Annotated in this window: 22 protein-coding genes; 4 read left to right on the top strand and 18 right to left on the bottom strand. The window is 40.1% G+C overall.

Annotation, left to right across the window (positions count from 1 at the left end):
* Positions 1 to 4: 4 nt before the first annotated feature.
* Positions 5 to 1105: an SIS domain-containing protein gene (locus IGI67_RS14875; protein ID WP_429958199.1), complete on the top strand. Its 1101-nt coding sequence runs from the start codon at positions 5 to 7 to the stop codon at positions 1103 to 1105.
* Positions 1106 to 1313: 208 nt separating this feature from the next.
* On the opposite strand, the gene IGI67_RS14870 is transcribed toward IGI67_RS14875, so the two are convergent.
* The 3 genes from IGI67_RS14870 to IGI67_RS14860 form a co-directional block, all read right to left on the bottom strand.
* Positions 1314 to 1775 (bottom strand): PTS sugar transporter subunit IIA, encoded by a 462-nt coding sequence (locus IGI67_RS14870; RefSeq protein WP_429958198.1) that lies wholly within the window; start codon positions 1773 to 1775, stop codon positions 1314 to 1316.
* A 28-nt stretch (positions 1776 to 1803) separates the two neighbouring features.
* Complete coding sequence (locus IGI67_RS14865; protein ID WP_429958197.1) at positions 1804 to 3306, bottom strand: PTS transporter subunit EIIC; 1503 nt, start codon at positions 3304 to 3306, stop codon at positions 1804 to 1806.
* Between the two features lie 78 nt (positions 3307 to 3384).
* Entirely contained in the window at positions 3385 to 4068 is a 684-nt protein-coding gene (locus tag IGI67_RS14860; RefSeq protein ID WP_429958196.1) for an N-acetylmannosamine-6-phosphate 2-epimerase, read from the bottom strand.
* Between the two features lie 146 nt (positions 4069 to 4214).
* Here IGI67_RS14860 and IGI67_RS14855 point away from each other — a divergent pair, with 146 nt between their 5' ends.
* Positions 4215 to 5033, top strand: a complete 819-nt coding sequence (locus tag IGI67_RS14855; RefSeq protein WP_429958195.1) for a MurR/RpiR family transcriptional regulator — start codon at positions 4215 to 4217, stop codon at positions 5031 to 5033.
* A 48-nt stretch (positions 5034 to 5081) separates the two neighbouring features.
* On the opposite strand, the gene IGI67_RS14850 is transcribed toward IGI67_RS14855, so the two are convergent.
* The 12 genes from IGI67_RS14850 to IGI67_RS14795 all read right to left on the bottom strand — a co-directional run bounded on the left by IGI67_RS14850 (position 5082) and on the right by IGI67_RS14795 (position 17937).
* The gene (locus IGI67_RS14850) at positions 5082 to 5681 is read right to left on the bottom strand and encodes a winged helix-turn-helix domain-containing protein (protein WP_429958194.1); all 600 of its coding nucleotides are present in this window, start codon (positions 5679 to 5681) and stop codon (positions 5082 to 5084) included.
* A 280-nt stretch (positions 5682 to 5961) separates the two neighbouring features.
* Complete coding sequence (locus tag IGI67_RS14845; RefSeq protein WP_429958193.1) at positions 5962 to 8631, bottom strand: WxL domain-containing protein; 2670 nt, start codon at positions 8629 to 8631, stop codon at positions 5962 to 5964.
* Positions 8624 to 8971 (bottom strand): LPXTG cell wall anchor domain-containing protein, encoded by a 348-nt coding sequence (locus IGI67_RS14840; protein ID WP_429958192.1) that lies wholly within the window; start codon positions 8969 to 8971, stop codon positions 8624 to 8626. The genes IGI67_RS14845 and IGI67_RS14840 overlap by 8 nt, the downstream gene beginning before the upstream one ends.
* 14 nt (positions 8972 to 8985) lie before the next feature.
* Positions 8986 to 10020: a DUF916 and DUF3324 domain-containing protein gene (locus IGI67_RS14835; RefSeq protein WP_429958191.1), complete on the bottom strand. Its 1035-nt coding sequence runs from the start codon at positions 10018 to 10020 to the stop codon at positions 8986 to 8988.
* A 1008-nt stretch (positions 10021 to 11028) separates the two neighbouring features.
* Positions 11029 to 11154, bottom strand: a complete 126-nt coding sequence (locus tag IGI67_RS14830) for a hypothetical protein (RefSeq protein ID WP_429958190.1) — start codon at positions 11152 to 11154, stop codon at positions 11029 to 11031.
* Positions 11155 to 11302: 148 nt separating this feature from the next.
* Positions 11303 to 12451, bottom strand: a complete 1149-nt coding sequence (locus IGI67_RS14825) for a DUF3089 domain-containing protein (RefSeq protein ID WP_429958189.1) — start codon at positions 12449 to 12451, stop codon at positions 11303 to 11305.
* Positions 12452 to 12562: 111 nt separating this feature from the next.
* Positions 12563 to 13441, bottom strand: a complete 879-nt coding sequence (gene rsmA, locus IGI67_RS14820; RefSeq protein WP_429958188.1) for a 16S rRNA (adenine(1518)-N(6)/adenine(1519)-N(6))-dimethyltransferase RsmA — start codon at positions 13439 to 13441, stop codon at positions 12563 to 12565.
* The gene (gene rnmV, locus IGI67_RS14815; protein WP_207110011.1) at positions 13438 to 14001 is read right to left on the bottom strand and encodes a ribonuclease M5; all 564 of its coding nucleotides are present in this window, start codon (positions 13999 to 14001) and stop codon (positions 13438 to 13440) included. Before rnmV ends, rsmA begins: the two co-directional genes overlap by 4 nt.
* Entirely contained in the window at positions 13994 to 14770 is a 777-nt protein-coding gene (locus IGI67_RS14810) for a TatD family hydrolase (RefSeq protein WP_429958187.1), read from the bottom strand. Before IGI67_RS14810 ends, rnmV begins: the two co-directional genes overlap by 8 nt.
* 193 nt (positions 14771 to 14963) lie before the next feature.
* Positions 14964 to 15911 (bottom strand): LacI family DNA-binding transcriptional regulator, encoded by a 948-nt coding sequence (locus IGI67_RS14805; RefSeq protein ID WP_429958186.1) that lies wholly within the window; start codon positions 15909 to 15911, stop codon positions 14964 to 14966.
* 38 nt (positions 15912 to 15949) lie between these two features.
* The gene (locus tag IGI67_RS14800; RefSeq protein WP_429958185.1) at positions 15950 to 16756 is read right to left on the bottom strand and encodes a Cof-type HAD-IIB family hydrolase; all 807 of its coding nucleotides are present in this window, start codon (positions 16754 to 16756) and stop codon (positions 15950 to 15952) included.
* 20 nt (positions 16757 to 16776) lie between these two features.
* Positions 16777 to 17937, bottom strand: coding sequence for a PTS transporter subunit EIIC (locus IGI67_RS14795; RefSeq protein WP_429958184.1), 1161 nt, complete (start codon positions 17935 to 17937; stop codon positions 16777 to 16779).
* Between the two features lie 224 nt (positions 17938 to 18161).
* Between IGI67_RS14795 and IGI67_RS14790 the strand changes: the two genes are divergently transcribed.
* Positions 18162 to 18758, top strand: a complete 597-nt coding sequence (locus IGI67_RS14790) for a hypothetical protein (RefSeq protein WP_207110016.1) — start codon at positions 18162 to 18164, stop codon at positions 18756 to 18758.
* Positions 18759 to 18880: 122 nt separating this feature from the next.
* Positions 18881 to 19078: a hypothetical protein gene (locus IGI67_RS14785; protein ID WP_429958183.1), complete on the top strand. Its 198-nt coding sequence runs from the start codon at positions 18881 to 18883 to the stop codon at positions 19076 to 19078.
* 116 nt (positions 19079 to 19194) lie between these two features.
* On the opposite strand, the gene IGI67_RS14780 is transcribed toward IGI67_RS14785, so the two are convergent.
* From IGI67_RS14780 to IGI67_RS14770, 3 genes are all read right to left on the bottom strand, one after another.
* Positions 19195 to 20688 carry a helix-turn-helix domain-containing protein gene (locus IGI67_RS14780; protein ID WP_207110018.1) on the bottom strand — a complete coding sequence of 498 codons (1494 nt, stop codon included), beginning with the start codon at positions 20686 to 20688 and terminating at the stop codon, positions 19195 to 19197.
* A 666-nt stretch (positions 20689 to 21354) separates the two neighbouring features.
* Entirely contained in the window at positions 21355 to 22236 is an 882-nt protein-coding gene (locus IGI67_RS14775; RefSeq protein ID WP_429956747.1) for an IS3 family transposase, read from the bottom strand.
* 17 nt (positions 22237 to 22253) lie between these two features.
* Entirely contained in the window at positions 22254 to 22937 is a 684-nt protein-coding gene (locus IGI67_RS14770; protein WP_429956748.1) for a transposase, read from the bottom strand.
* Positions 22938 to 23007: the final 70 nt, after the last annotated feature.

Here is a 23007-nt window from a genome sequence, read left to right as displayed (position 1 = left end):
AACCATGTCGAAACCAACTATGCTGTCCTATATATTAGAAGAACAAGAAAAATTGACCGCGGCGATCAATACATATCCCGTAAATATCGATGCGGCGATCAAAGGGCTGAACCTAGATGCTGCGAACTGGCTTGTCTTAGGCACAGGCTCTAGTATCAACGCGGCGAAAAGCGCCAAATACTATATTGAAAAAATGGCTGAGGTAAAATTAGCGATTGAAGAACCATACAATTTTACCCATTATGAAAAAATCGATCCCCAGCTTCAAGTTGTTTTAGGTATCTCCCAAAGCGGTCAAAGTACCTCAACGATCGAAGCGATGGACAAAATCACCAATCATCACGCGGTACATACAATGGCGGTGACTAGTATTTCTGATAGTGAGATCACGAAAGTCACCACTTCAACATTAGACGTATTATCAGGCCGTGAACGTGTCGGCTATGTGACCTTAGGCTTTTCTGCGACCGTTTTAGCATTAATGCTGCTAGGTCTGCGGATTGGTGTGAAAAAAGGCCTAATCACCGAAAAACAAGAGACAGCTGAATTGAAAGATTTCTTAGAATTGACGAGCCGTTTCAACCATGTGATCGAAGCTGCAACGAGCTTTTTTGAAACTCATCGCAAGGATTTCCAAGCAGCACCACGCTTCACGTCGATTGCTTATGGACCAGCTGTTGGAACCGCGAAAGAAATGGAGACTAAATTTTCCGAGACGATTCGCGTTCCTTCATTAGGTGTCGAGCTGGAAGCCTTCATGCACGGTCCTTACCTAGAGATCAGTCCTGAGCATCGCTTATTTTTCATTGAGACACCTGCGAAGCCTGAGATCATCGAAAAGGCTGGACTGCTGAAAGCTTATGAACAAAGACATACTGAACATGTCTTTACCATTTCGCTGCGAGAAAACGAAGCTGAAGATGCAAACACGCTAGCTTTAGGAGAATGCACAGATGAATTCAAAGCACCTTATCTGGCAGTCATTCCCTTCCAAGTCTTCTGCTGGTATATCTCCAGAGAAAAAGGCATCGATATTACGAATCGGATTTTTACCGACTTCTCACAAGCAGTCAAAAGTAAAACCGTCGTCCAGGACTACGTTTAAATCGCCCCTACTTGATTGGCAAGTCCCTAACTTCCAGTCAATTAGAAATAATCGAAACCGCTCAATCCTTTCAGAATTGAGCGGTTTGTTTTCGTATTCCACTTCTCGTCTTTAACGTGATTAGTAAATTCATATGCGTGACGAAAATCATATGCAATTTTTTCAGTTTTAGAAAATAAATTCGTTCACGTCGTTGTAGTTATCAGCTCTATCTTAACGTTTCTTGATGCTTAACCTGATTTTTATTCAACGAATCAAAACTCTCACCGCCATTTGTAAACAATGTTAGGACTACTTCTGCTTTGCCTGCGGCCCGAACTTTTTCAAAATCAGCGGTAACCAGCAATGTGGTTTCATCGACCGATTGACCTTCTTTTACATGAACTTCAAAAGGTTCACCGTTCAGCTCAACTGTATCTAATCCGATATGGATCAACACTTCACTGCCTGAGTTTCCTGTTAATCCAATGGCATGCTTCGTTTGAAAAATCGTTGTCACTGTCCCTTGGATGGGCGCATAGATCTCTGCTGAGGTCGGCTGTATGCCAAAGCCTTCACCCATCATTTTTTGTGCGAAGACCGGATCAGCAACATCCGGCAACGCTACGAAATGACCATCAACCGGTGCGAACACCGCTTCAGTCTTTTTCTTTTTGAATCTCTCAAACATCCCTTATTCCTCCAATCAATCTTCAAGCTTAATCGTCACGTCCCAGCAACTGATTGATTTCTTGACTATACAGATCAGCCTTGCCGCCAAAAACCGCTTGAATACCGCCCTGAACTTCAAAAACCGCTGTTGCACCAAGTCGTTTGAAGACTGCCTTTTGAACCTGATCTCCTTGTTTTACAGCTACCCGCAGTCGTGTCGCACAAGCCGTAACCGTTTCGATATTTGTATCTCCGCCCAATGCCTCAATGATTTGCCAAGCTTCCTCTTGTAAGCTTTTGGAACCAGAGTCATCCACTTCGACAGTCAACTCTTCATCATTCTCCATTCCTGGAATAGCGACACGGAATTTCTTGATGCAGAAACTGAATACAAAGAAATAAATAAACGCCCAAGCTATTCCAAATGGAATCACCTTTATCCAATTGGTTTTATCATTTCCCTGTAAAACACCGAATAATAAGTAATCGATCAGCCCGCCAGAAAAAGAATTTCCGATTCGAATATTCAATATATCTGCAAAATAGAACGATAAACCATCTAGAAATGCGTGAATCACATACAACCAAGGAGCAACAAATAAGAACATGTACTCAATCGGTTCAGTGATCCCAGTCAAGAAAGAAGTCAAGGCGCCGCTAAAATACAATCCGCCATTTTTCTTGCGGTTCTCTTTTGGAATCGCACGATACATCGCGTAACAAGCCGCTGGCAGACCGAACATCATCGTTGCAAAACGCCCCGCAAAAAAACGAGTCCCATAAGTAAATAATCCTGTGTGGCTAGAATCCGCTAATTGAGCGAAGAAAATATTTTGTGCTCCAGAGATTGAACTTCCCGCAACCGTTTCTACTCCACCTAAAGAAGTGTACCAAAACATTGGATAAATGGTATGATGCAAACCTACTGCACCAGTCAACCGAAGTAAGAAACCATAAAAGAAGGTTCCAATGCTGCCCATTTGTGCTACCTGCTGGCCTACAACAACCAGCCCGTTTTGGATCGGTGGCCAAATCAGATAGAATACGCAGCCAATCGCGATCGCACTAAAAGAAGAGACGATCGGAATAAAACGTGACCCGCCAAAGAACCCTAGAAATTGCGGCAGCTCGATTTTTCGATAGCGGTTATGCAAGAAAGCGACGGTTCCTCCGATAACGATCGAGCCTACGACACCGGTATCAATGCTGGCATCTTTAGCAGAAAATAATTCCAATAACCCGCTAATTGTTGCAGTATAAACTAAAAATGCTACTCCACCAGCTAATCCCGCAGTTCCTTTGTCACCTTTAGCTAACCCAACGGCGATCCCGATCGCAAAAATCAAAGCCAAATTTGCAAATACCGCATTCCCTGCAAAACTCATGACACTGAGAATTGTCTGCAGCCACGGCTGATCCAAAAATGGGTAAGCCGCTACTGCACTTTCATTTGTCAGCGCCCCGCCTAATCCCAACAGCAATCCGGCCGCTGGTAAAATAGCGATCGGCAGCATAAATGCCCGCCCTAACTGTGAAAACTTTTTAAACATAATGATTTATCCTCCTTATTTACTATTAAGTACTCCTGCCACACACCATTTAGTTGTCTCTGCTAAAAACCATCATTCTTATTCTGTCAGCGCTTGAATAAAACGAGCTGCAATCTCCTTCGGTCGTGTAATCGCACCGCCAACAACCACTCCAGCTGCTCCTAGATCTTGTATATTTCTCGCCTCCTCTGGTGTATGAATCTGTCCTTCCGCAATAACCGATACTCCTTCAGCAACCAATGCTTTTACCAACTCTTCAGTTGTTGGCGCAGCGGCGTCTGTGTAGCCTCTCAAAGTGGTCCCAATGAAATCCATCCCCGCATGCCAAGCATTGACTCCCTCTTCAAAGGTTGCAATGTCCGCCATGAATAATTGCTCAGGATATTTCTCTTTGACTTGCTTGATAAATTGATCGATCGCTTGATTATCTGGTCGCTGACGCAAAGTACAGTCAAAAGCGATAACGTCCACCCCAGTAGCTACTAATGCGTCAACCTCCTTCATGGTCGGTGTTATAAACACTTCAGAACCAGCATAGGTTTGCTTGATGATGCCGATGACTGGCAGATCCACTTTTTCCTTAATTTGTAGGATGTCTCTGACTGTGTTGGCACGAATCCCAACTGCCCCGGCCTCTTTTGCAGCTAATGCTATTAATGGCATGATCCCTCCTTCTGATGTGTATAGTGGTTCTCCCGGCAATGCTTGACAAGAAACAATCAATCCGCCCTTTACAGCACTCAAAAATTCTTTTTTCTTCACGCTCCATTTTCACTCCGTTTTTAAAATATTTTGGATTATTACTCCAAAAATATAGCATGCGCTTTCAGAAATGTAAATAGAAAATGAAAAAAAAGTTGTTTTGACGTATAATTCATTATGACAACGCAAGGACTAAAGGAGAAAATATGACCATTACGTATACGATCCAAGAAAATTACTCAACGCTAACCAAATCAGAAAAAAAAATTGCCGACTATATTTTGTCCAGCGGTGAAAAAATCGTTCACAGTACCATGAGCGATATTCGTGGAGCGACAAATGTGGGCGACGGGACAATTATTCGGTTTTGCCAAAAAATCGGTTTCTCCGGTTTCTCTGATTTAAAAATTGCAATTGCTAAAGAGGATTTCAGCAAGCAGCAAGAAGATTCTCAAGAATCTGATCTTTTTGACAAACGAACGAAAACCATCAACAATGCATTAAAAACGACAAATCAACGATTAGATACCGAACAGCTTAGACAAGCCGTCCAATTAATCACCGAAGCAAACCAACTTTATATTTTTGGTGTAGGCTCAAGCGGCAATACCGGCAATGACTTGGAAGCAATGCTGCTGCGCGTAGGGGTTCAATCTCGTTCTGTCATTGATCCTCACTTCCAAGCGCAAGTCGCTTCTTTACTGACAGAAAAGGACCTAGTTATCGGCCTCTCTTTATCGGGCAGGACCAAAGACACTCATGATTCACTGCAGATCGCAAAGAAAAATCATGCAAAGATAATTGCTATTACCAATTATCAGTTATCACCCATTGCCCAACTAGCAGATGTTGTCCTGCAAACTGCGATCGAGGAATTCTTAGACGGTGCTTCCTTAGCCGGAAAAATTTCTCAATTGTATGTATGTGATCTGCTGGTTCAAGGCTATGAGATCGAAAACAATGTGAATTCGATTGAATTACGAGAAACGGTTTTGCGTTCTATTTTGGATAAAAGCTTGGATTAGTTCTTTGTGATAAAAAAAGTGATCAGCAGAAGCAGCTGATCACTTTTTTCAGTATTCACGTTTGTTTTGGGTCAAATGGACATCATCAAATGAATACCCTTTGCCCCAAAGAGTTTTGATGCAAGAACTATCGAGGTTTGCATCCTCTATCTTTCTTTTAATCTTTTTAATTAGAAATGATAGCTGTGATTGCGTCGAATTTGTCAGTTCTTTATTCCAGATCTGCTGACATAACTCCTTGCGCGATAGAACCTTCCCCTTCACTCTTATCAACTCTTGTAACAATTTTTGTTCTTGGGGCGTCAGAGACAGCTTCGATAAAAATACTTCTTTATCGGTAATACTCACACATTCAGAAGACGAATGCTTACTCTGGGTACCAAAATCGCCTATTCCTTCAAAGCTTAACAGCTCACGAACTTCTTCTAAAGAAGCGTGTTTAGATAAGAAATAATTAATCCCTTGTTCCTGTTTTTTTAGCAGCTCTTCTTCCTCAGGCATCTTCTCCACTATTTGCAAAACAATGACATTACTCAGACTTGTCCGCTCTAATAATTCTTCGGTCTCTCTGTTAGGAATGGTCTCACTTAATAAAACAATCTGAAAAGTATCCAAAAGCTCCATCGCCTTTTCTTGATATTTCAACATTTTTATTAAGCTGCTGCTGCAAAAAACTTCGTGCCCTAATTTACGAAGAGTTTCTTCAAGCGTTAATTCTGTATAGGGACTTTTCGTCAAAAAAAGAATTCGAAATATTTTTATCACCCCATTCTAATGGTTTTTACTCTTCCAGACTTCTTCAGGCTGCTTGCTCGCACAAGCAGCCTGAAGCGCTAATCTCGACCAAAATAATTTGGCATCACGTCACTTGTTCATAAAGAGCGCATGTTCATTTCGTCAAACCTAAGTGCAGCGTTTATTGGAGAATTTACGGTGTATTATCTAGTGACCACGTTAATTTCGCTTGGTATTTCTCCCCTTTTTTCCCAGCATTAGCCGGTAAATTTAGTGAGACCTTGTCAAATGGAATCCTTAGCTGCCATGTTGCTTTTCCTTCTCCATCTTGAGCTGAAACTAAGGTGGTAGGACTTGCACCAGCAACTATACTTTCCGAAGCTTTGACCTTGCTTGGTGCTCCCATCGTTGAAGTGCTGATCGTCTCTTGTGGAGTATCTTGGTTGGTAACTGATTCAATCGTAACTCCATCAAAGCTTAAAGCAGCTCCGCTACTATTAGGCATCACATTTTTGTCAGTGTCTTTAAAGTCTGAAAGCTGAGCTGTCAATTTCCAGCCTCTACTGTTTGTACGTTCATCCTTCATTCGCGCATAAAAACCTTCTGTTGTAACGTCCTTATTGTCTGTGTACTGCTCCGCATTCAACGTGTAGGAAGTCTCTTTAGCTTGAAGTTTCTTCACACCATAGTTAAAAGAAGTCGGTGCTGATAATAAAGCAATGCCTCCATCTTTTGGTTCTTCAATTTGTTCTTCTTGAATCTGAATACTGTCCTTAGCTATTTTAAAATAGGGACTTGCGACAGTGTCATCTATCCAATCTACTCGAGCTTCTACTTCCAACGAGTCTCCAATATTTCCTTTCGCTCTAGTCTCAAAGGAAATCACTTTGGACTCATCTTGATCCAACTCGCCAAGACTATTCGTTCCATTGATATCTTCAATCGTCGCCGCTATACCATCAATTTTGATACTTTCTGGAATAATTGTTAATCCTTTTGGTAAGTCCAAAGTCCCTTTAATCTCTTCTGCTTTTTTAGGCAAGAAACTGTTAATCGTCCATTTCCAGGCTACTTTTTTACCATCGTGCACCTTTTTAGGCGTCGCTTCTATTTGGTTATCCAGCTCACTGACAGCATCAAAATAGATTGAGCCTGAGAACTCTTTTTCTCCAGCGCTGTTGCCTTCGCCTAATTGTGTCCCATCATAACTGAAGTTAATGGATTTATTGATTAAGGCTAACCTAGTAACTCCCGCCATTTTGATAGCGTCCCCATCGGTTGAAAAAGTAGGATAAGGAATGATCTCTTTTCCTATATAACCATTCGTTGCCTTCAAACCAGCGTGATTCGTTGTTTTCAAGATATCAATCATTGTTTCTTCGTCTGTCACTGCTGGAGCTGGTATTCTGATCTTTTGACTTGATGCTTTTAATTTCGTCAGTTTCGTCAGCCCATTCATGCTAGTAATATCACTAATCTGATTAGCAAAACATTCCAGACTTTCTAAAGCAGTGTTTTTACTGACATCGAGTTCTTTTAATTGATTTGCACTGCATCTCAAAATGGTCATCGCAGTATTTTTTGTCACATCCAACTCAGTCAATTGATTCCCATCACAATACAGAATCTCTAAATCAGGGTTATTACTCATATCGAGTTGCGTTAACTTGTTACTGTAACTTTGCAGCATTCTTAATTTTGGATTGTTGCTTAAATCTAATGCCGTGAGCTGGTTAACAGAACAAGTTAAATCAATTAATTTAGGGTTCTTGCGGACATCTAAACTCGTCAGTTGATTGTAGTCGCAAACTAAATATTGCAGCTCTGGGTTTTGACTAATATCTAATGTAGGCAAGCTGTTATCACTTGTATAGAGTGTCGTCAATTGCGCATTCTTGGTAACATCTAATGCAGGCAGCTGATTCTTAGAAGTATCAAGAAATTCCAATTCTAGGTTCTCGCTGACATCAATCACAGGTAATTGATTGTTACGAAGATTCAAATAACTCAATTTTTTATTATGAGTGACATCTATTGATGGTAACAGGTTATTATAGCAGGTCAATTGTCGCAGATTAGTATTCGTACTAAGATCAATCGAAGGCAGCTGATTCCCATAACAGGTAAGGTCCTCCAATTCGGTTAAACCATTGACATTTAATGTCGTTAACTGATTTTTGAATACACTTAATCTCTTTAATACGGAATTTTGCGTCACATCTAAGCTCGTTAATTGATTGTCGTAACAAATCAATTCTTGCAAAGAACGATTGTTGCTAACATCCAGCTCTGTAAGTTGGTTATTGTAGCATTTAAGCACATTCAAATTTACTGCATATTCTATTCCTTTTAAGCTGCTCAATGCTTTTTGATTTATTTCAATAGAAGTCAACGCTGCCATGTCATCCACTGTTAGCGTGTTTTCAGCTTTTCCAAACCCGCTCCATGAAGCATGGGTGTGGCTAATCGTTGCATCTGTTCTCAAAGCCTGTGCAAATTTAGCATCAATATCATATGGTGCTGAATCTCCTAGATTTCCTTCTTTTAGTGTTGTTGCTTGAGGCCTGACGGTTCCTTGAGTACTTTTTGGTGAATTATTCGCGGCAGACGCTGCCTTATCTGCTTCTCCCGTCATTTGTGGCTTATCAGCTTTAGCTGAACTTTGATCACGGCCGCTGTCTGCTTCTGTTGTCGCGGAATTGCCAGTCTGTTTTCTGATCTCTTTTAACGGATCTTCTGCCACAGACGATAATGTGGATTCAACAGTAGAACTTTTTGTTGTTTCAGCATAAATCGCAGTATACGGTAATAATGATAGTGTTAATAATCCTAAACTCAGAATTGAACCCATTCTTTTATTCATGCTTGCCCTCCTTCTTAACATTAAAGAATAATGCTGCCAAAAAAACTCCTGCTAGGCAAACAAATCCAAGAACTTGAATCATGTACATTTCTTTCTCTCCAGTATTTGGCAAAAACTTTCTCCCGCTTTGGCTAGAAGCGACATTTCCTTTCTGCTGATTATCTCCTTGTAGCGTGCCAGCCTTTTTTGAATCATCCTGCTTTGATTCTTCTAGCTTCGATGTTTCGTCTGCAAAACCGATCCCTACCTCGGTTGTGGCGTTATCTGCTGCCAATGTATGCATTGGAAACCCGATAGTCAAGCAGGCAAATAGTACCAACCAATTTCTTTTCTTTAACATTTTTACTACACTCCTCATTTTATCTGACGCTGTTTTTGTTTTATTGAAATAGACAGAACTCCTAACGCCAACAGGATCAATCCAACAACCATAGGAAATTGTTCCTGCCATTTTGGCGTTTGCGCCTGTTTGTTGCTGTCTAATTTTCTATCCTTTTCTCTGGCGACATTGAATTCTTTCTTCCAGCGCCACGTTTGATCATCACTCTTAACAACGCCGGTAAAGACATACGTACCTGCGGATAGATTTTTTTTATCTAATGGAACGTTAAATTCAAAATTAGAATTAGGTGCTGCTGAAAATTCTTTGATTTCAAACTTATTTAAAACTTTCTTCGCCCCTTTACGCTTGATATTGCCCATGATGCTCGCTTCTTGTAACATTTTCGGCTGATGATTTTGAATCTTTGCCGCGACAACATTCTTGCCTTTTGAGCGTTTCATACCGACACTCTTTAATGTCAAATCAGCTCCGCGATTAAAATCTTCGCCGTCCTCTGTCAGCATTAAGGCGATAACATAAGCATATTCAGTTTTTAAGCCTCCTGTTTGTGCTTTTCCCGTGTCATTTTTTACAAATCGTAACGCTCCCAGCTTTATCCCCGGAAAATTCTCTTCAGGCGGTTTAATCTGATACTCAATGATCTTCTCTTCAAAATTAGCAACGGTCACTTCTTTTGGATCCTCTTTAATCGTGACTATTTTTGTAATCGGATCTTTTAGACTCTCATCCAGTTCCGGCTTTTTCTGGGTATAGTCAATCGACCCAATAGAGCTGCTCACCGCATCATGAATAGCTAGACTGACAGTCACAGGCTCTTCTTGAATACTTCGGACCTTCACTTGAATCGTCTGAAGAGTATTCGGTTCAACGCTCAAATAGAAATAACTTTGATTTGGATCGACTTGTTTTTCTGAAACGACACTCTCCACAGTAAATCCCGGTGATTCTTGTGCTTCCTCTGCCTGTGTCACCATTGGTGATAGTAAGAAGCAAAATAGTCCTATGAATAAAAACTTCGCTTTTTTCTTTGTCAATGGATTCAACATTAAACCGTATTTCCCTCAAAATTTTTAGCAAAATTATTTTTCTCAATAATCCTTAATACCTTAAAAAGTCGCATCATCCATCCCCCAGTTCTTCATTGCTTAATAAAACGATACTATTTTTTCATCACAAAACCCTTTCTCGCTTATTTATATCAAGTGTTTACGCCACTCTGATATTTTGAATACTGACAACAAGAAATTAACCAACAAATATTATTATTTTATTATTTACTTTTAAAAAGTATACATTACAAGCTCAAACAAAGCAATAATATCTATTATATAATTTAAAGATACTCCGTTATAACTAACATATAATCACGAATTGTATCTATGGGTGATCTCAGAACTATATTCCGCTTCTTAGAAAAATCAGTGCAAGGAACTAAAAATCTTTTGTACATGCAAAAAAACTGCCTATCATTCATTGATAGACAGTTTCACTTATTATACTGCTGATTAAACTGGATCACTTATTTACATATTTTTTTGCTCAATAATACCTCAGCACGCTTGTTTGCAGGTGCTAAGTAAAATAGTTTCACTAGGCAACTATCAAATGAGCGATATATTTTTAACTTTGGTTATAAACTTTCAATCCTTGTTTTAGACCGATATAAAAACTTATAGACGTAACTATCATCATTGGAAAATCCGTAAACATCTCACGATAAAGATCATTTTTACTCCGGTAACCATCTGGAGATGTAAAAATCAGACTAGAAATAGCGTCCCAGAATGAGTGAAAATTGAATAGAAAGATAACGAAAGATATAAGTGTTAATAGTAACCAAAAAACAACTACGAAATTCGTTTTTTTCATATAAGACCTCCTTAAAAAATTATTTATGCCGAATAAAAAGTATAACACAAAGAATCCAGAATTATAATAACGGAAAAATTTATACAAAAATATATAAGAAAAGCTACAAAAAAAATGAATGAAATGAAAACCAGTTCTCTAATTACACATAGATTTATCTGTAAATAGACTTCACTCACTGCTTTTTACTTTTCAGAGAAAAAATGATTCCCGATAGCAAACAAGGAAAGGTCCAAAAACACAAATAGTGAAATAATAATAGCGTTGATCAGCACGGATAGTCCGTATAAAACTGTTGCTGTACTCGGCAATATAGACACTCCTTTTGAAATCATAATCAATGAAAATTCGTTGACCCCTTTACGTCCGCTTACTAAAAAACAGTAGACATCCTCCATAAAAAATGGATTTTGTCTACTGTATTTAAAAACCTGTCTCTATTTGATAGTCATTTATCTCTTATTGAACCGCATCAGTAACTTGTCCGTCTCCCTGTGCTGGTTGCTCAGCACTCTCTGTCTGTGGATGTGTCGCAAAGTACTGTGCTTCACGATTTTCTGCATTTTGCTGCAGATTATAGTAATAGAAGCTGATATCGTTGTTTAAATACGAACCAGCAGGATAAAGTTTTCGTGTGCTTTCCGGCATTTCGTATTTCGCTTTATCAACAGTTGAAGACACGACCAGACCTCTTGTTCCATCAACCGTAGCATCGGCAAGATTCATGACTTTCGTGTAGTCTCCATCATCATTTCGGACATAAGACCCCAGATTCTCTTCGGCTGGTGCTGGCGTACCATCTGTTTTCCAGTTGATCGGATTAATGGCTAATGCCCCTTCATCCCATGTCGGTAATTCTCCTGTAAAATCTGGAGCAACCGTATTATACGAAACTACCACGCCCGTATCATCTGGACCAGTCGCAAATTTCACCTGCGGATTGTCATTCATTTCTTGTTGTGTCACAGATTGCCCAAGTACATAGGCTGCAATCATGCGATCGCTGACACCAGGATTATTTTTGAAATAATCATACATGATTGCTTTGATCATACGAGCACCTTGCGAATGACCGACTAGAATAAATGGTCGATTATTGTTTTCGTGCTTGATGTAATAGTCAAAAGCGGCATAAACATCTGCTTTTGGTACACCATCGACGTATTCATTTTGTTCCGTTTTTGATTTTGAATACAGCCAGTTTGCGTCTAGCTGACGGTAGTACGGAGCGTAAATATTTCCGCTGGTATCAAAGGCAGAGCCTTGAGTCGCTAAGAATACTTGTGCACCTGCACGCATCGTTGCGTCATCAATTTTCGCTACTGGTGATGAATCTTTATTTTTTTGAGCATAGGCTGTTGGATACAGCATGAAAACATCTGCTTGGCTGGTAATTTCTGATGGCTTGGCCAACCAGTTGCCAGAGTCGCTATAATCACTGGTTTTGATCGTTTCTCCAGATTTTTCTGGTTCTTTTGCTTTTTTTATCGTTGTCTTGCGTGTTTCTTGTTTAGGTGTGTCCTCTTTGCTGAAAAATGTTGTATAGGCATAGTATCCGCCTGTAGCTAATACAGCTATTATTACTAATCCAATTAGGAATTTTTTCATCGTGTCCTCCAAGTAAAAAATTTATATACCTTCCTATTATAGGTGAGTTCGGTTTTAATTGACAAATTTCGTTGGGATTTAATGAAAAAATAAAAAGAGCCTGCGCTCTTTTTATGATTGCTTATTCGCCTCTAATGCATTCGATAACCGAGCAAATTCCTCCAACGACAAGGTTTCACCACGACGCTTCGGATCAATCTCCGATTGTTTTAAGCTGGTTTCCAACCAAGCTTTTTTGGCCTCTTCTTTGCCGTAGCTGCTCAACAAATTATTCCATAAAGTCTTACGGCGCATATTAAAAGCCGCTTTCGTCAATTTGAAAAATTCCGTCTCATTGGTTACTTCGACTGCGGGCGTTTCACGCCGGACTAGCCGTAAAATGGCAGAGTCCACATTCGGTTGCGGGATAAAAACCGTCTTTGGCACAATAAACGCGGTCGTCGCCTCCATGTAGTATTGAACGGCGATCGACAATGAACCGTATGCCTTGGTTCCCGGCTTAGCCGAAATTCGATCAGCCACTTCCCGCTGCATCATTACTACCATCTCATCAATGGCGAGTTCTGATTCCAAGATATGCATCATGATCGGTGTGGTGATGTAATACGGGAGGTTCGCTACGACCTTGATTGACCCTGCTTGATCAAAATACTCGGTTTCTTTTTTTAAATCAACTTTCAAAATGTCGTTATGAACGACTTTGATATTCTCATAAGGGCTCAAGGTATCGGCTAAAACAGGGATCAAACGATCATCGATCTCAAAAGCCAAAACTTGATGCGCCGCGCGGGCCAAATGTTCCGTCAAAGCACCGATTCCCGGGCCGACTTCGATCACGTTGGTATGTTCATCGATCTCAGCGGTAGCGACGATCTTTTGTAAAATGTTTGGTTCGGTCAAAAAGTTTTGACCAAGGCTCTTCTTGAAGGAGAATCCGTGCTTTTGCAGAATCTCTCTTGTTCGTGAAGGGGTTGCTATATCTTTGTTCACAAAGTTTCCTCTACTTTCCTCATTGCCTCATGCAGCTGTGCTTCGGTGATTCGAAACATCGTCAATCGTTTTTCTAATTGCTTGGCGTTCGTATAGCCGATCTTCAGCTCATCACCTAGGCGCTCGCGGCGTTCGCGAGCCTGAGCTCCCGCTATTAAACCATAATCCAACAGCGTTTGTCTAGCTATTTTTGCCTCATTCGTTTCTGCCGGAGTCACAACTTTGCGCAGAGCTTCAATGATCGCTTCATCGCTGGCGTGTTCCACACCCAGACTTGCACCGCGTTTTTGCGGAGCCGCCATTCGTCTAGACAAAAAGGCATGCTGAGCATCAGGGATAGTCTCCATAATAGTTTTACGGATTTTCTCTCCAGAAAAATCAGGATCGGTAAAAACGATCACCCCGCGAGTCTCTTGAGCATGCTCGATTTGTTCGAGGATCGATTCGTTGATCGCTGACCCGCGAGTCTCGATCGTATCAACATCAAAGACTTCCTTCAAGCGTTTGGTATCGTCCTTGCCTTCAACAACGATGACCTCTTCGATTTTCTCTTTAGTCATGGGCATTGATCCTAAATAAACGATGCGCATTTTCTGTTGTCTGGCGCGCAACTTCTTCCATCGACAAATTTCTTAATTCCGCGATTTTTTCGACAACATAGCGGGTGTAGCCCGGTTCGTTGCGTTTTCCGCGATAAGGCATAGGCGCTAAATAAGGCGCGTCTGTCTCCACTAATAATTTGTCCATTGGAACAATAGTTGCTGCTTCTTGAACATCTAGTGCCTTCTTAAACGTCACGACACCAGAAAAAGACACATGCATCCCTAAATCTAAGAAGCGCTCCGCCCATTCTCCACTACCGCTGAAGCTGTGCATGATCCCGCCGATGTCACGAATGTCCTCTTCCTTCAAAATCTTATATGTGTCCTCCAACGCATCACGAGTATGGATGCTGATAGGCAGATTCATTTCTTTAGCGATCGCGATTTGGCGACGAAAAACCTTGTCCTGAACCTCTTTTGGATCTTCCATCCAATAGTAATCCAGCCCGATTTCTCCCAATGCCACCACTTTTGGCAACGTTAATTTATTGATCAAGTCTTCTTCGATCGCTTTTGTGTAGCTCCCTGCTTCTGTCGGGTGCCAGCCGATGATCGAATAAATACCATTATACTGCTGGTTCAGCTCCAAGCTTTTTTCAATCGTTGGTGTATCAAACCCCACAACAGCCATTTCCGTCACACCAAGCCCACGTGCTCGTTCGACCGTTTCTGGGATGTCATTTTCAAACTGCTCCGCATTCAAATGCGTGTGAGAATCAAAAATCATTGCTAGTCCTCCTAATACTGTTCCCTATTTATCTTCTGAATCCATTTAGAATCAACTTATTTTAACATACTGCCTGCAAACAGACTAAACACTAGTAATCGACTTATCTTTTTACCATGAAGAAGAATCGCTTGATTGATAAAAATAAAAAAATTAGAGCTTTAAAGCGATTAACGCCTTACAGCTCCAATTCTCATTTGCGCAGAATAAATGTTGGTTCTTTTCCACACTTGATGGTTTTCTTATCTGATAAAAGAAATTCGACACACTCCTTGCCGATTTCCTCTGAAGCAAAATCAATTGTGGAAAAATTGAAAATCCGGCTATAGGATAGGTTGCCTTCGCCTATTAGCGTGAAGTCTTTATTATGCTCCCAGCCGTTTTCTTGAAAAGCTTGTAAAATTCCAGCAGCCGTATTATCTCCATTGGCATAAATATATGCTGGGATTCTTTGCTCTTTGACTTGGTTTAGCGCCCAGGAATACCCACTCTCATACTGATCGATGCCAATAAAGAAATTCTTATTTTCTTTCGCTTCACCAAAATATTTTTCATAGGCTTTGATTTTATTTCGAGTGGTGATACTTTGCTCGGAAGATCTTTTGGCTATAAAAACGACATCTTGCGCTTTCTGCTCAAATAAATGAGCGAATACCTTCTCGTAGGCTTGTTCTCGATCCGCATAAATCATCGGCACACCTACATTTTCTAATTTTTCAGTCGAAATGACTCTTCCTCTTAGCAGCAGCTGATCCAAATCGGTCGTACAGTCTGACCGCGATGTTAGAATCAAGCCATCAATCAATTTCTGCTCCAACATAGCATAGTAATAGTTTTCTGTTTCTTGCTCATAATATGTTGGGAGTAGTTGGACTTGATAATATTTTTCTTTGGCGGTTAGTAAAATACTATCGATCAATTGATCGTAACAGGTATTATTGTAGGGAATCTGCACCCCGATAACGCCGCTTTTTCCAGTACTTAACTTTACAGCAACGCCGTTCTTTATATAACCAGTTTCATCAATAATACTCTGTACATGATTTCTAGTCTTTTCTGAAACATACTTATTCTTATTGATTACTCTTGATACTGTAGATAAAGAAACATCTGCCATCTGTGCTATATCACGGATATTCACCACTTCACTTCACATCCCTTACTTTAACAAAAAACAGGTTAAGAATTTAACAAAATTTCTATTGTGTCCAGCACGCTTTCCTGATTGTTCGAACCAATAAGTCCATTTGCAACCTGCTTGACTCTTTCCTGAGCATTTTCCATGGCAAAACTTGAACCTGCATACGACAGCATTTCAACATCATTGCCGCTATCACCAAAAGCAGCTATTTCAGATGGATCAATTCCCCACTCTTTGCTTAATTTTTCTAAACCATAGGCTTTATGAACTCCCGGGATAATTAGATCGATATCGCCATGTCCGCTGGAAACAGGAATCATTGCTCCTGCTAAAATTTCTACTAAAGCTGCCAATTTTGCATCAATACCGACATTAGGAAACGACAAGGCAAACTTGAAGACCTCATCATTTTCTTCTGCGATGTCTTCCAGTCTCTCAAGTTTTTTTATACTCGGATAATAGAACCGTACGCTTTCGAAAACATCATCAGGCATTGTCTCTGAGACATACGCACTCCTCTTGCCACATATTACGATGGCTGTCGGCTCCAGTGCATTGATTCCTTTTAACGTTTCCAATACCTGATCCATCGCTAGCTGCGCATTATAGTAATCATTGCCTTCAACAACAATATTGGCACCATTTTCAGAAATAAACGACATTTCGGTATGATTCTCAGGAAAAAAGCTTTTTAATTGATCGTATTGATTGCCGCTAGCGACAACAAACCTGATGCTATTTTTTTTCAGCTGTTGAAAAAGTTTTTCAAATCTCTCTCGATTGTACTCCTTTTGATCATTTAAAAAGGTCCCATCCATATCTACTGCAATCATTTTAATACTCATCTTTTACTCTCCTTTTTTCTTTATTCTATACTATTTCCGATCTCATCGGTGAATAGCTCTGATTGAAATTTATTAATGAAAAATGAAAATAATACATAGTACAGCAAGAACGCTGCTACACCAACTATTAGCAGCATGTATGGCTGATTGGCTATCGGTATTTTTAAACTCAATACATAATCCATTAAGCCGGAACTAAATCCAAATCCAGCGGTCCATCTGAAAAACGAACATACAAACAAAGACAGGCCGGTTAAACACGCATGGACCAGAAAAAGTGGGGGAAAGCTGAACATAAACAGCAGCTCGATTGGTTCAGATACCCCCATCAAAAAGGCTGTAAAGGTATTTGCAATCAGAAGCGACTTCAATTTTTCACTCCTGTTTGACGCATGCTGATACATTGCTAATGCAGCTCCTGGCAAACCAAACATCGTTACAGGAAAAAAGCCGGCTTGATACATTCCTACGATTCCTTTTTCCCCTTTAGAGGACCAAAAATTGGCAATATCGTTTATTCCTGCTAAATCAAACCAAAAAACCGAGTTCAACGCATTATGAAGCCCCGTAGGAACCAATAACCGGTTGAAAAAGCCAAAAAGCCCCGCTCCGACACTCCCTAATCCACTGATCATTTTGCCGAAATCGACAAGTAGGGAAAATAGATACGGCCAAATAAAATATAGAATCCCCCCGAGTATCAGCGTTGCTAAAACAGTCAAGATCGGTACAATTCTCGGCCCATCGAAAAAGGCCAAATATTTTGGGAGCTTAGTCTCTGAAAAGCGGTTATACAAGTAGGCGACAAGTACGCCAATAATAATCCCGATAAACTGATTATTCAGCTTTTCTAATGCGTCTATCCGATCAGCAAAATTTGTTATCCCCATTTTAGTTAAATAGGTCCCTTTTAATAAATTTGTGATCATTAAAAACGCCAGAGTCGCACTGATTGGCAGACAAACATCGCCCCCTTTAGCTAGTCCCATCGATACAGACAGAGCAAATAGAATTGAAATATTGCCTAAAATGAAATTGCCTGTAACGATTAACAGATTGGCTAAGAAACTATCACTTTGAAAAGAATTTACCCATTGACCAATCCCCAGCATTAAGGAGGCCACCGGTAAAACTGAAATTGCTGGTAACAGAGAACCGCCTAATCTTCTTATTTTTTCCATTTAAAACAGTCCTTTTATTTGATTACATTCATCATAATTTCTGGAACGCTTTCCAAGTCAAGAGAAAATCCGTCGAAAGTCGGATGTTTCTGACAAGTATTCTCTCTATACTATGTATTAACGTTTGATCTTTAATACAACGATGTATTTCAAAAACAGAACATGATGTGCTGCTTGCTAAATTAGCGCAGTATAAATAAGTACAATCAGAAAGAGATGATTTTATGCCTAATTTTCAAAAGGATTTTCCAAATGCCGCACGCTACTTAAAACAAAGGTATCCAGATAAGGAGCCCTTAAGCAGTTTTTGGCATTGGGCGACATTGGGACTATTTGCCCTTTTATGTATCGCAACAATTAAGCAGCAATTATTACTGATCGGACTATTGATTCTCGTTGCAGCATTGATCAAAGGACCGGGGATCTTACTTTTTGGTGTTGTTTACTCATTCCTAGTCAGTTTATTTCCACCAATCGGAATCGTTCTTTCAGCACTTTTCTTCTTATTTAATATTCGTTTATTGACGAAAAGCTGGCGGGTAAACCTTGTAACCTCATTGTTTTACCTATATCCATTAGGATTGAGTTTGCTGCGCTACTTCACTCACTGGGAAGCGCCATGGCAGATTGGTCTTGAGTTATTACCAGGTCTACTGCTATTGCATTTTGTATTGATGCAGGTTTATTACTTCCATCCAAGTGCTCGGCAAGTCGCATGGACAGTCTTAGCCACGCCCTTTGAATTAATCTCACTCGTTTTACCAAAGCGCTTCAAGAAACCGTTTCGGACTACGGCACAACCAACTAGAATAAAGCGCTAAAAAATGATCGTTAAGGAAGGGTTACCCTTCTTTAACGATTTTTTTAATTTTGGGATAGACGTCGGAGCCCCACATGTTAAACTAAAAGAATAGGATGTTCATAGTTAAAGGGGGAGATTGATATGGTCTCAAAATATGATATTCCAACAAATGAAAAGCTGTTAGCCAAAGAATTTGAAAAATTAGGCCGCCAATTCTTTGATAAAGTTGATGCAAAGAATTTTCCCCATGCTTACAAACTCTTAGATCAATTATTGGATACCGGTCCCCAGCATTCCCAAGAAACGAAAGTCTATAACAAAAATGGAAAAATCATCTAAATACGAGGACAAACAAAGAGACAGCAAGGAAATCAATCGATTTCCTCGCTGCCTTTTTTTCTTGAAGACGTGCGCTTGTCTGCATCGTCCCTTCTATTGGGTGGAAACGTACCCTTTCAGCCGGCTAGCTTACTAACTAGCTGCTGCAGCTGAAACACATCCTGATTCGTTAAGAATGGATCGATCACAACAGTCGGGTATTCCTCCGGTACTTCTTCCACACTGCTCGAAGTGATCAGTGCATCATATTTTTCCAATTCAGAACGATGGATATTCACGTTGGTCAATTTCTTCTCCACATAATGAACCTCAAAGTTCCCGTAAATCTGGTTTTCAATTTGACTGCCTAAGAAAAATTCTTCTGTCGGTGACAGCTCAGACAGTAATAACAGCTTCAATGGCCGATCACAGCTCGCTAATAGCGACAAGCTCTGCGGGACCATCGTAATCAGGATATAGACATAGTTCCAAACAAAATCTTCCTCTTGATAGATTTGATAGCGTCGGACAAAGTGATCCACGATTTTCTTTACCTTTTTGACGGCTTGATCATGGGTCTCCGATAATTTTTCAAGGAAGATTTTTCGCTGAAGAAATAGAATATCGATCAGCTGTCCATCTGGCTCATAGATACGATGCTCATTCAGCAAAACGATCGCCAATTCCTGTTTCTTTTCGTTGCCTAATGAGAAGTTCAAAAGACTGTCGAACTCCTCAACAAGCTCTAGGTGGCGATAATAGCAATCCGCGTACTCGTCTTCTTTTCTTAACGCACTATGCAATTGCCCTTTACTTGCAACGACCACATCTGAATAGGTCAACCAGAGACAATCCTTGATTTTGTCCGAAGACAGCTTCACTCGAAAGACCTCCATCGCCATTCGTTTAAAAGCATCTAAGCTCTGCTTTTCCGGCAGCATCAAATCGCTATCCAGCTCTGATTTCGGGTAATAGTGGCCATTTTTGATCCGCCACAAACTAATATACATGTTGTACCCCAATCGTTTACGGGAAATATAATTGTCCTCCAATTTATTCACCTGAATAAATTGATTCACTAGCTCCGTGATGGCTTTGATTTGAAACTCCTTCAAATCACGATACAACGAATCCAAGCGATCCGACTTCTCAATGAAATAGCGGTAATACATATGCCGGATAACACTTTCATTTCCCTCTAGACGCAACGGCCGGTAGTGCAAATTAATGCCTGTTTTCAGCAATACACTCTCGATCTTTTTCAGATTTCGCTGTGTTTTTGACGGACTCAAAAAAAGCTTTTTCGACAGATCAATAATGTTTTCACATTTTTCATAAAGCAGCTCCTCGATAATTTGGAACTCCGGCGATTGTTGGATCGTATCAGCGTACAGTCGATTAATACTGACATGAGACTTGATCTGCAGCTGGTAAAGTCCTTTGTACTTCATAATTCGAAAGGCGTCCTGCTGACTATTAATCAGTTTGACATCCTTTAATAAAACAGAGAGCGAGCATTCCAGTTCCTCTAATAGCTGATCACTTGATAGTCCCGTTCGACATGCATACAGCAATTCAACTAAGCGCAGATGCCGTAAATTGCTCACCCCTAAAATTTCTCTAAAATTCATATCCTCACCCTCTTCACTAACTCCTATGCTAATCCCCACCAACAGTTGACTCTAGTAGGCTAGTAGTCATATGTGTATGAATCAAAACCCCTTTTGTTTCATACTGAATCCTTTATCACTACTCCTTTGAAGCAATCAAAATGGTACACTTCCCTCCTCCTTTTGTTTTAGTTTGACAAAAGAAAAAGCCAAGCAATAATATTGAAACGGATTATTGCTTCGGTTTATCCGTTGTTCTGCTATATAATAATGGTAACTGATATGAAGCTTCTTTGCTTTTACCCATAGAAAAATAAAAACCGTTATAGAAAGTCATATTCGCCAAGTCACATATGACATCTCACGAAACACACTAGTTATTTAATTCACTTTTTAAATTTAAAATAAATTTTTTTAGAAACTAATAGTTAAATTTTTTTTGTCCCTTTTGAATAAATGATATTTTTGAATGATAATGAATAAAAACAAGCACTTCTATTTTCCGAAAACACATCGAACATTTCTCTTTTCATCTTTTTATTCATTGATTTAATCATAAAAAAGACCGATCCTTTTTCTGGTGGGCACCCCGTCAATAGGACAATGAAATATTTAAAGAGTTTATGAGCTGCTTTTCGGTTAGCGAAAGGCAGCTTTTTTCTATTTGAAGAAGCGTCTAAACAATCATTAAGCTGCTTCGTAGTATTGGTTGTGGTATTCCATCGGTGTTAAGATGTGCAGTTTTCGTTGATAGCGACCATTGTTATAGTAGTCGATATAAGAATCGATCATTGTCATCAATTCGTCGCGACTGATAAATTTTCTGCCGTAATACTGTTCGCGTTTGAGAATCCCCCAAAAGCCTTCCATTGGTCCGTTATCAATACATTTTCCTACTCGAGACATGCTTTGCGTCATTTCTGCTTTAACGATTTTCTTGTAAAAATTCACATGGGTATATTGAAAGCCGCGATCACTATGAAAGAGCGGATGAGCGTCTGGTTCAAGGGCAACTGCTTGATCGAAGGTATCAAAAACAAGGTTCAAGTCATTCGTATCCCGAATCACGTAAGAGACGATACGACGATCATACAAATCTAAAATGGCGCTTAGATAAAGTTTCTTCACTTCAGGTCCCACATAATATTTGAACTCCGTGACATCGGTCAGCCATTTTTGATTCGGCGCTTCAGCAGTAAACTTCCGATCTAGGATATTCTCGGCAACATGATAGGGTTGGTTCGCACGTTTCGTGATACTGTTGGCTGAATGTTTAATCGTTGACTGAATGCCTTCGTGTCGGCAGATCCGCAAGACGCGTTTGTCATTTACATGGATATCATGTTCTCGATTCAGTGTATTATTTATACTGCGATAGCCTTTTTCTGGATGGTCGTCATGAATCGTTCGGATTACTTTGGCTAATTCCATATTTTCCACTGTTCGTTCGCTATACGGATGTTTGATCCAACGAAGATAAGCAGAACGGGTAACCTGTAAAAGTTTACACATTGGGAGAATGGCATAGCCTTTTTCCTCGTGAAGCTCTTTGATTGCTTCGTAAGACACGATTTTTCGGACTTGTCCTAGTGATCCCTCCTTTCTAATTCCCTGACTTTTTTTAATAAATCAATCTCCATCTGTTGGTCCTTTACTTGTTCTTCCAGTTGGGCGATTTTGATCTGCGCTTCTTCTTCAGGCGTTCGGCTAACTTGCTTGGCTTTGCGTCGCCCTCGCCGATCTTCTAAACCAGCTTTGCCTTTTTCTTCATATCGTTTGACCCATTGGTATAAATTGGCATAGTTCACTTGGTACTTAACAGCTGTCCCGCTATAATCATACTCATTGGCAATACAATAGAGGACCATTTCGATTCGTTCATCTAGACTGAATTTTTTTGTTTGTCTCACTTTACTTCCACCACTTTCTGATTTGAAGTCTCCATGAGTATTATATATCCTAATCCAGTCTCGAAGTTGCCTTTCACTTCTTAAACCATATTTTTGAGCAACTTGATCAAGGCCTCTGTTACCATCTAAGTAATCCCGAACAGCTGTCAATTTTAGATCTTTAGAATAATGCTTATTTTTCTTGGTAGCGAGCAATCCAGTTGGTCCTTCATTTTCATAGAGAATACACCACCTGCGAATCGTTCTAATGCTTACTTGAGCTTTCTGAGCAGCTTGGCTTCTACTAATCTCTCCATTTAAACACTGTTCAACAATAGCCACTCGTTCTACTGGAGTCCCTGACATCTTTCTTTTTCCCATACTAAAAACCCCTAACTAAGATTTAATTGTTTCTTTGTCCTAGTTAGGGGTAGCATATCATTCACAGGAT

Source organism: Enterococcus sp. AZ196 (genome assembly GCF_050498845.1).
GTDB classification, from domain to species: domain Bacteria; phylum Bacillota; class Bacilli; order Lactobacillales; family Enterococcaceae; genus Enterococcus_A; species Enterococcus_A murrayae.
This window is presented reverse-complemented; position numbering and strand designations above follow the sequence as displayed.